Annotated in this window: 10 protein-coding genes and 1 tRNA gene; 6 read left to right on the forward strand and 5 right to left on the reverse strand. The window is 41.2% G+C overall.

Going from position 1 to position 9,270, the window contains the following annotated elements; translation table 11 throughout:
* The first annotated feature begins 90 nt into the window (after positions 1–90).
* Genes NT010_13070 through NT010_13085 form a run of 4 tightly spaced genes read left to right on the forward strand, consistent with a single transcriptional unit; the run spans position 91 to position 3,170 of the window.
* Entirely contained in the window at positions 91–297 is a 207-nt protein-coding gene (locus NT010_13070) for a helix-turn-helix domain-containing protein (protein MCX5806970.1), read from the forward strand.
* 5 nt (positions 298–302) lie between these two features.
* Entirely contained in the window at positions 303–2,639 is a 2,337-nt protein-coding gene (locus NT010_13075) for a DUF3854 domain-containing protein (GenBank protein ID MCX5806971.1), read from the forward strand.
* Positions 2,632–2,910: a hypothetical protein gene (locus NT010_13080; protein ID MCX5806972.1), complete on the forward strand. Its 279-nt coding sequence runs from the start codon at positions 2,632–2,634 to the stop codon at positions 2,908–2,910. The genes NT010_13075 and NT010_13080 overlap by 8 nt, the downstream gene beginning before the upstream one ends.
* Positions 2,911–2,933: 23 nt before the next feature.
* On the forward strand, positions 2,934–3,170 hold the full coding sequence (locus NT010_13085; protein ID MCX5806973.1) for a hypothetical protein: 237 nt from the start codon (positions 2,934–2,936) through the stop codon (positions 3,168–3,170).
* A gap of 473 nt (positions 3,171–3,643) precedes the next feature.
* On the opposite strand, the gene NT010_13090 is transcribed toward NT010_13085, so the two are convergent.
* Positions 3,644–4,300, reverse strand: coding sequence for a hypothetical protein (locus NT010_13090; GenBank protein ID MCX5806974.1), 657 nt, complete (start codon positions 4,298–4,300; stop codon positions 3,644–3,646).
* Between the two features lie 255 nt (positions 4,301–4,555).
* On the reverse strand, positions 4,556–4,984 hold the full coding sequence (locus NT010_13095; protein MCX5806975.1) for a hypothetical protein: 429 nt from the start codon (positions 4,982–4,984) through the stop codon (positions 4,556–4,558).
* A 280-nt stretch (positions 4,985–5,264) separates the two neighbouring features.
* On the opposite strand from NT010_13095, the gene NT010_13100 reads away from it, so the two are divergent.
* Positions 5,265–5,690 carry a hypothetical protein gene (locus tag NT010_13100; GenBank protein MCX5806976.1) on the forward strand — a complete coding sequence of 142 codons (426 nt, stop codon included), beginning with the start codon at positions 5,265–5,267 and terminating at the stop codon, positions 5,688–5,690.
* 261 nt (positions 5,691–5,951) lie between these two features.
* Here the strand turns inward: NT010_13100 and NT010_13105 are convergent.
* Positions 5,952–6,028, reverse strand: a tRNA-Arg gene (locus tag NT010_13105).
* A 122-nt stretch (positions 6,029–6,150) separates the two neighbouring features.
* Positions 6,151–7,329 (reverse strand): class I SAM-dependent rRNA methyltransferase, encoded by a 1,179-nt coding sequence (locus NT010_13110; GenBank protein MCX5806977.1) that lies wholly within the window; start codon positions 7,327–7,329, stop codon positions 6,151–6,153.
* Positions 7,330–7,734: 405 nt separating this feature from the next.
* On the opposite strand from NT010_13110, the gene NT010_13115 reads away from it, so the two are divergent.
* Positions 7,735–8,304, forward strand: a complete 570-nt coding sequence (locus NT010_13115) for a hypothetical protein (GenBank protein ID MCX5806978.1) — start codon at positions 7,735–7,737, stop codon at positions 8,302–8,304.
* 209 nt (positions 8,305–8,513) lie between these two features.
* Here NT010_13115 and NT010_13120 read toward each other — a convergent pair whose 3' ends face one another.
* A complete protein-coding gene (locus NT010_13120) occupies positions 8,514–9,065 on the reverse strand; it encodes a YceI family protein (GenBank protein ID MCX5806979.1) in 552 nt (183 codons plus the stop codon).
* Positions 9,066–9,270: the final 205 nt, after the last annotated feature.

Below are 9,270 nucleotides of genomic sequence, written 5' to 3' on the forward strand. Positions count from 1 at the left end.
CAGCCTCACCCTTGTGACAAAAAACCATGTTTTATGAGTTAATTATGCATGTTTACGAGTAAACATGCATAATCTCAGGAGGTTAAAAACATGCATAAAAACAAACAGGCAATTACCGCAGAACAGGCAGCAGAGGTTTACGGTTTATCGAAGGGTACTCTTGCAAATATGCGTTTTGCAAAGAAGGGGCCAAAGTTTTATAAGGTAGGTAGAAAAATATTATACAAGGTTACCGATCTGGAGGCCTGGTTATATCAGAACCCAGTGCAGACGTTAGACTCTCGCAACGATAGGTAACAGCCATGATAAAAGAATACTCTTATTTCTTGAATGGCTACAATCCGAATGCAGATACACTTGCGAAGCAGGCGCTTGAGGACATGCAGGCGTCCGGATTATCACCGGAAACATTGGAGGCGGCAGGCATTCGACTATTTTCAGGTAATAGCGACGAACTTAAAAAAAGACTTGGCTTTGTGAGTATCAATAGCAATTCCATTTTAAAAACCAGTATCCTTATTGAATTCCCTTTTTTCGATCAGACCGGCAATATTGCATTTTATGAATACAAACCATTTCCGTCTATTGATGGTAGGAAATATCTTCACCCACTGGGCACTCCAGCTTATCCATATATTTCTTTGTATGTTTGGCAGGTTGCCGACAAAACAAGTAAGCCTGTATGGGTCACTGAGGGGACAAAGAAAGCCTTGAAATTGTTACAGCATGGCCGTAAATGCATCTCTTTATCCGGCGTGTGGAATTTCCGAGCAGGCAAAGACAGCGAAGAAATAGAAAGCAAATCTTTCTGGCGTGAACTTGAAACCTTTTCATGGAAAGGCAGGACAGTTTATATTGCCTTTGATTCAGACCTTTGGACGAATTCACAAGTAAGACATGCCCTTTATGAGTTGGCCTTTAAGCTTATAGCAAAAGGCGCAATTATCCGATTTCCACAATGGCATGAAGAAAAAGGAATAGACGATCATCTTGCAGATACGGAGGATGTCGGAAAGGAACTGCATCTCCTTGAAGGTAAGGCATTGCCTATCGATAAATTTATTACCTTTGACCACAAGGATGAAATTATCAGGGCGTTATCAGAAGCACATGATATGGACGATCTATCAAGAGAAAGTCTTATCAACACTGTAGCAAAAAAGTTTAATATCAGGCCGAAACGACTATCTTTTGAAATTATGAAAAGAACTAAATCCGAAAAGGCTGAGGGATATACCGAGAATGAAAAGCAGGCAGCTATAACACTGTTAAGCGATCCGGCACTGATTCAGAACTTTCTTAAAGTATGCCATAAACGATACATAGGACGGGAAAAGACATTGATCCTTGTCAAACTTGCAACATTGACCAGGCACCTCAATAAGGGTTTAAGCATTGTCCTGTCAGGTAGTTCATCAAGCGGTAAGTCTGAATTGATAGGAACGGTATTGAAGACCGTTGACCCGAAGGCAGTGGAAAACTTTTCCAGAACGTCGGCACAATATCTGGAATATAGAACAGATGATCTTGCACATAAGATTATTGTCTACCATGAACTTAATGGAGTAGGCCAGACAGCTCAAACCATAAGAACGGCGTTAACTGAGGGCGAGCTTGTGTTGGGAACAGTTCAAAAAAATGCCCATGGGACTATGAGCGGCGAAAAGATAGAAAAAGATACCAGGGGGCTGGTAATCCTCTCTACACATACCGGCTATAAAATTGACTATGAATTAAGTACAAGGGTCTTAATGCAAGAGATTACACATGATGAAGGTTTGGCAAGGCAGGTATATAGCCTTAAGGCTGGGAGTGGTTCTGTTGATTGTAGCGAAGATTTCAACATATGGCAGGTTGCAGATTCACTTATTGAACCGAAAGACGTGGAAATTCCATATATTAATGCCCTTGCAGAACTATTTCCAACTAAGGATGAGCGTTATATGAGGGACTTTGACAAGGTTGTATCATTAGTTAAAGCGTCGGCATTATTTTATTGTTATCAGCGGGAACAGACTCAGGACGGCACAATAATAGCCAATGAAAACGATTATAAGCTTGTTTATTCTCTATCGGATGCCTTTACGCAATCCTCATTGTTTGTGGGCAAACCTGTTATCGAAATCCTCCAGAAGGTTGAATCAATTAAAGAATGCACCCGTGATGATCTTCTAAAATCTTTTTCTTATTCTGAAAAAACATTAACACGGTACATAAGCCAGGCAGTAGGGGCTGGTTGTCTTGAAATAGAAGGCAGGGGTAAAAAACAGAAGCTGAAAGTCCTGGAAATTCCCGAACCTGTTTCGATATTGCCAAAGCCGGAAGATATTTTCAAAAAAAATACTCCCTTATCCTGTGTCCGATTGTCCAATTTAGAAGAAGCCATTGATAATATTGGCTCAAAATCGGACACAGGCTTTTGTCCGATAATATCCAATATGTCCAAAAGGGACAACAAACCCTTAAATATGGAACAATCGGACAAATCGGACAAAGGGGGTTGTCCAATAGAAACAGGTGACAATAAAGGTTCTACACCTCTTTGGACAAATGGACAACAAAAAGAAAGTGAAATATTTTCTGATGTAGATTTCATGCCCGAAACAGACGAAATCCCGGAGGTGGAGCTTTATGCTTAAATTTTCAGTTATAAATCCTATCAAGTTAAAAACTCAAAGAGGCCTTGAGGTATTTCCAAGTGGAGCGGTTATATTTCCAAAGAAAGTTGAACCATTATTGAAGCTTCTGGAAGCAGGCAGGATTAAACCGGCGCAATCATGCCCAATATGTAAATCCTACAGGTGGTGGCTTTCTATTCATGGGAGCTTAGTCTGTGGGCTTTGTCATCCTCCAGCATCCGAGGGTATTGTAAAAATGTATTTTTATGAAAGAAGTATACGACAAAGTTAGATAATAAACACTGAGGTGGGCATATGAGCAACATAATCAGCATTACAAGACAAAAGAGAATAAATTGGATTGTTTACTCGAAAGAGCTTCCCACTTGTATTATTAAAGCATCTAACCCGTGGGAAGCCATGAACAAAATCATTGAGACATTACCAGCAGGTAAGGGGATAACATTTACCAGTGTTTACCCCGAAGATGATGATGTGGAATGGTTGTCTGAATGGGATGCTCCAACAGAAGGTTGGGGAGTCAAAGCCTGACAGCATAGAACAGTCGCAGGACTGGGGGCAAGTTATTGTCTGGGTCGTCACTTCTGTAGACCGGATCGGTGTCCAAGACGCGTGATATGGCAAAATATAAATATTTTGTTCCAGAGGAAATGGGGTCACTTTGGCACCCCTTTGACCCCCCTTTGACATCCCTCAAGGATACTCCAGAATGTACGAATTTATGCAATGATATACAAGTGTATGCCTTATCAGATAAATTTCAATCTATAGGCAATTTTAAGCATATGCTCAAAAGTGAGTGACGGTTCATAAAGTTATGATAGATAAATTTCTACTGAACGGCACGATTGATAAAATGGAAATATGATATTTTATTTATGTCTTCCTGCAATTTACACAGACAGCCATTTACATATCGCTGCAGCTTTCATATGGTATTTCTTGTTAAGAACAAAAAAGACAGGGCTATTGTTAACCCTGCCTTGATAATTAACCATTTATGATTACTTTGCGAATCTTCTTCCTTTTGCTGCAATACCTGCAAGTCCTGGTCCAAATAAAAGAATTGCTCCTGGAATAGGCACGGGAGAAGGGGAAGAGCCGCCGACATTGCCGGAATGCACCGCCAACGCATAATGCTCGCTATACTTAGCGCCTTCCCCACTCTGGGCGCCGCTGTTGAAGTAGAATTCCCACGCGTAGCTGGTTGACATTGAATACTCCGTACCTGACCAATAGTGGTTGGGCTGCAGGTTGATAAAAGGACCAGCATTCACGAGGCCATAACCGGACCTGGGGTTCCCGCTTGTATCAAAATAACCTTTATTCCTAAGCTCTGCATAATAGAGGTGGCCCATCTCGCTGGTTGTGATGTTGTAGCCTGCCTTTGTAGTACCGTTGTAACCCCATACATTTGGTCGCTCATCATCAACGGTACTGGGCAGATGCCAACTATCGGCAATAGTGGTAGTACTACTCAGACTTGCTGCCCAGGCTATTGAATCAGCCCAGTTCCTTGCAACAGCAGGGGCATCATACCACGTAATGTCAAGGTCCGCGTCGTAGATGAGCCCATTGCCGTTGTTTTGAAGAGTTGCATGTGCAAATGTTGAGAAACCGAGAGCTGCTGCGAGGAACATAACGAATAAAGCCTTCCTCATTTTGTAACCTCCCTTTTGATAGTTAAGAACCTCATATCTAACCAGGCAACCAAAGCTGTCTATCTGGTACTGGTTTTCCATACTGCCGCCGCCGATCTTTTGGATTTATCAGAGATGTTTAACATAGTAAAACCATTAAATATTAAAACAGTATTATGCCCGGCACCTATTTGCATCTTCGAGTCTCCCGTCCCAATGGCACAATAAGAATTACTTTTTTATTTAATGAAGCGGGCTACCATTGATAGTTTTGCTTTAACCATATTTTTCTTCCATGTTCGGGTTATACGTGCGGTACATGTCCATCAATGTGCCGTCTTCTTGTGCTCTTAAGACTGGGCCCAAAAGAATGTCATATTCTTCTTTAAACTTGGGAAACTTTGTAAAGACTTGTGGGAGTTCGTTTCTTACGAAATATAGTCCAAGAGCTCTTGCACATAGAGGCGGCTTTATACACGCAAATAAAAAGGTCTCACGCAATACAACCTCAACTATGTCTTGGCGTTCAAAATCATTACCAGCCTTTTTCATACGCCATAGCCATATGTCTCCCAGCGCTTCGTGTGGGTCTTCGTGCGGCCTTACTTTTTGTGATCTTCTAAAAAGAACTACGACGGATTCAACAGTTTGTTCGCCCTGGATTTCTTCGTTATATATCTGTTTAAACATATCCAAGAGTCCCACTATTCGCCTCCCTTTTTTTTCACAACATGCTTCTCGGTTTGAGAAAAAGCAATGCATTTGCTATACATTACAATTATATAACTGTTCTTGTGTTAAGCAAGATGAATTTACATTATTTTGAAGTTATAGCAGATATAATCCATGACACCATTAACAAGAGTTTGGCTTGACAAATAATCCAAAAGTATAGAATCATGAAGTAGAGAGGAATCAGGTGCAGGAAGAGGCGTCTAATTTCTGCACTCTTTTTATTTTAAGTTGAAAAATAAAGGAGGAAATAATGGGGTTTTTTAGCAGGAACCCAAGAGAGACGCAAGTCCCACCACGCCCTTCGATTGATGAAACGGCTAAATTCATAGAGTGGATGATTAGGTATCATGAAGATATGGAGTACCTGAGAAGAATGCTTGTACCAAAAGTGTTTGAGGGATTTGTTCCAGGTATGACCAAGGATATGGTGCGTTTTTTGGAGAAACACAATAGCGCTGAAAAATTGATAGATAAGCTGGGCGATGCCAGAGAATTATATGAAAAGTTGCAGCCGATACTTAAACAGAGAAACAATGACCTCAATCAATGTTCCCAAGAAATTCAAGTCTACTTTATCGATATAACCACTAAGATGGCCCTTATCCCATACTTCCTCAAGTACAATTATGGAAGTGATTTCTATTTCGACAGCGTTGGGTTGAAGGAATTACAATGAAGCATAAATCACAAAGTTGAATTCACGTGTGGACAAGGGGCAGTGGCCTTCGCCTATTTCACAGGGACAGGCAGGACAACCATCACATCCAAGCCTTCCATTCCTGTCTTTACAATACCTCTCAAAAACTGCTAAAACATTTTCATATATTCTGCACCTTTTTTAACCCTGAAAACTGCCTTTTTTTCATATTGGGTAGCATACGGGGTAGCACGGTATTTTTTAGAGCTTGTGAAATGATTTGTAAGTTATTAATATAAGTGGTGCGCCCAGCAGGAGTCGAACCTGCAACCTTTGGATTCGTAGTCCAACACTCTATCCATTTGGGCTATGGGCGCGTCATGAAGTGTACCTATCATAGCATAAAAAACCGTTTGAAGGAAAGAGCACATTTAAAGTTTTTTAGTATGCCGGCAATCCTGTAAATTTCATGGAACTTTTCCTGAAAATAAAGACGGGTCTAAGGGGAGACTGAGAGAAAAAAACATTTCAGATATTCACCTTCAGGAAAAGGCACAAGCTGCGGATGATCCGTGCCATGTGTATAGCTTTCAAGAATACTTAATGTTTTACGTGCCTTTCCACCGGCTTCCGAAAGAAGATAGCGGAAATCCTCAATAGTGAGATGAGCCGAACATGAACAGGTTACCAGGATGCCCTTTCCTGAGAGCGCCTTGAGCGCCATCTCGTTGATGCTTTTGTATCCGGTGATACCTTCTTTTTTCTTCCTGCGGTCTTTTATGAAGGCCGGGGGATCGAGTATAACAACATCAAAATGGTCTTCAGTATTTTTCAGGTATTTTTTTACATCTTCACAGACAAACTCGCACTTAGATATATCAAAACCGTTTAGTGAAATATTTTCCCTGGCAAGCTCGAGAGCATGTTCAGAAGTATCTACGCTGACAACCTTTTTTGCGTTGCCTGCAAGAGCATATACAGAAAACCCGCCGGTATAGGAAAAACAATTCAAAATTGATGCTTTGTCCGCATACTTTATCAGAGCCCGGCGTTTATCGCGCTGGTCAAGGAAAAACCCTGTTTTTTGCCCGCCCTTCACATCAACCAGGAATTTGAAACCGTTTTCCAGAATATTAATGATATCCGGGATAGACCCGCTCAAAACCCCTTTTGTCTTGTCAAGATTTTCGATGTTTCTTGCAGCCATGTCGGAACGCTCGTATATCCCTTTCGGGCTGAAGATTTTTTCGAGTGCGGCAACAATCTCATTCTTCCAGCGTTCAATCCCTCGTGTATGAAACTGGACAACCAGATAATCGGCGTATTTATCAATAATGAGTCCCGGGAGGAAGTCATTTTCACCGTTAATGACCCGATAAGCATTCGTTGAAGGGCTTTCTACATATTCTTTTCTTATTTGCCGGGCTTTTTCAATCCTCTTTGAAAAAAAATGTTCGTTTACCACTTCATCTTTATCATAACCCCAGATACGGACAGTTATCTGCGAATATGAATTGAAATAACCGGATGCAAGATAATCCCCTTTCTTGCTAAAAAGTTTAACAGGTTCGCCTGCCTCTAAACCTTCCGGTATGGATTCAAAGGCTCCGGAAAAGACCCAGGGATGGTAGCCCGCTACAGGACCTATGCGCTCCTGTTTAACTGTAAGCTTTGTCATGATCACTGTAATATATATGAATTGGCGGTAATCGTCAAAAGTTAAAATGCTAAACAAGAAATTCGATATGCTGGTAAAATGGTCAGGGTGACGATCATTTATGCTCCATCCCTGGTCTTAGCTACCGAAAATGAAAAGCCATGGGATTTTTGCAACGAGATTACTCCAAAAAATGTAGAATGAACGTTAAGAAACTATGTCCCCACCGCCCTTCCGATTGATAAACCAGTTTCTGCGATGTGCTTCCTGAACCCATGGTTGGCTTGGCTATTCCTCCATTCTGTGCAATACTTTAACTGGCAGGAAATATCCTCATAATGACACACAAAGGCTTTGGTCTTGACAAAGACAAAAACCTTATATACCATTCAAAATATGGATGAAAAATTAAAGAAGGAGACCTTCATGAGGAAATTATTTGTAGTGCTTATTGTCATAGGATTTGCTGCAACTGCAAATGCAGGATTGTTTGATACAATAAAAGATGCTGCAAAAGATGCCGCAGGACAATCTGTGCCAAAACAGGAAACGCCTGCACCTGTAGGCGAGCAGGCAGTCCAGCCCTCTGAAACAAAGAAGACCACTGATTCAGGAATAAGCCCTGACCAGCAGGATGCCAACACCTGCACAAAGTTTTGTCATGAAGACTATCTTAAGGCTAAAGATGACCTAAAAAAAACAACCCTTAAACGTGGCGCAGCGAGTTACCTTCCAAAACAAGAATGGATTGAATACCTTAAAGGGAGATATCCCAATATGCGCCAGACTCCGGATGGTCATCGGTACAATTTTGGAAAATGGTACGGTATAAGCTGTGCAGATGCAGTCCTGACATGTCCAAAGGGTGATCCGGGATGCAGCTTTGATGTGAGATGCTACGATTTTGCAACAAGAAAGAACATAAAAACATGTCCTGTAAACGTATGTGAATCTAATGATTCAAAATGTAATGAAAAATATAAGCCAGAAAAATGATAGACCTGCTTGCATTATTCAAATTGAAAAATGTCTGGCATGAAACTGAGATACTAATTTTATAATAGACTTCCTTAATAGTTATTTTACTTAACCATATCGAAATTAAACCACCACCGGCTAAAACCGGTGGTGGTTTAATTCAGGTAATTTCAGTCTCGCACATTCTTTGAACAGGAAACCATCGTGGTTTCCTTGATTACCGCGCCTTATTTGGCAGGAGCTTCCTCTTCAAGGTCAGCTTCTGCGCTGAAAACAATATCAACACACTTACCTACCATGAAACCTCCATCTTCGATGCCCAGGTTCCATGCCATGCCGAAGTCTTCCCGTTGAATACAGGTAGTGGCGTCAATGCCGTAAGTTGTATAGGTCTTATCATCGTCTATAAAACGTGATGGTCCCAGATAAGTAACATCAAAAATCACCTGCCTGGTAATCCCATGGATTGTAAGATCTCCAGTGACTTTTAGGAGGTTCATCCCCACAACCTCTGTAGTTGTGCTTTTAAAATACATGAAGGGAAATTTCTCAACGTCAAAGAAATCAGTACTCCGCAAGTGGTTGTCTCTCCGGTCAACTCCGGTATAGATGCTGGCAACGTCTACTTCAACTTCCACTGACGTAGAGGCTGGTTCAACCGGGTCAAAAAGGATTGTCCCTCTGACCTTGGTAAAAAGGCCATGAACAATTGTCACCATCATGTGGTGGACAGAAAAGCTCGCAGACACATGATCAGGATCTATTTTCCACTTTGTCATGTTTGGCTCCTTTGATGAATTTTATAAGATTGCCTGATAAATATAGGTATTACTATCGCATTAAAAGACCTTTGCACGGTAATTTACCCTGAAATAGCTTGTAACTATATGATATATATGGTATATTGATGATTATCCCACTCCAAGGAGTCATCCTCATGACAGATAAATTCACCACGCCGAGCTTTGCTGATTATTTCGTCGA

The organism is Pseudomonadota bacterium (assembly GCA_026388275.1).
Taxonomy (GTDB): Bacteria; Desulfobacterota; Syntrophorhabdia; order Syntrophorhabdales; family Syntrophorhabdaceae; genus JAPLKB01.

Bases quoted from the DNA above. Each gene is read 5' to 3' on its own strand.
- NT010_13070 (MCX5806970.1), top strand. From the start codon at position 91: ATGCATAAAAACAAACAGGCAATTACCGCAGAACAGGCAGCAGAGGTT.
- NT010_13075 (MCX5806971.1), top strand. From the start codon at position 303: ATGATAAAAGAATACTCTTATTTCTTGAATGGCTACAATCCGAATGCA.
- NT010_13080 (MCX5806972.1), top strand. From the start codon at position 2,632: ATGCTTAAATTTTCAGTTATAAATCCTATCAAGTTAAAAACTCAAAGA.
- NT010_13085 (MCX5806973.1), top strand. From the start codon at position 2,934: ATGAGCAACATAATCAGCATTACAAGACAAAAGAGAATAAATTGGATT.
- NT010_13090 (MCX5806974.1), bottom strand. From the start codon at position 4,300: ATGAGGAAGGCTTTATTCGTTATGTTCCTCGCAGCAGCTCTCGGTTTC.
- NT010_13100 (MCX5806976.1), top strand. From the start codon at position 5,265: ATGGGGTTTTTTAGCAGGAACCCAAGAGAGACGCAAGTCCCACCACGC.
- NT010_13110 (MCX5806977.1), bottom strand. From the start codon at position 7,329: ATGACAAAGCTTACAGTTAAACAGGAGCGCATAGGTCCTGTAGCGGGC.
- NT010_13115 (MCX5806978.1), top strand. From the start codon at position 7,735: ATGAGGAAATTATTTGTAGTGCTTATTGTCATAGGATTTGCTGCAACT.
- NT010_13120 (MCX5806979.1), bottom strand. From the start codon at position 9,065: ATGACAAAGTGGAAAATAGATCCTGATCATGTGTCTGCGAGCTTTTCT.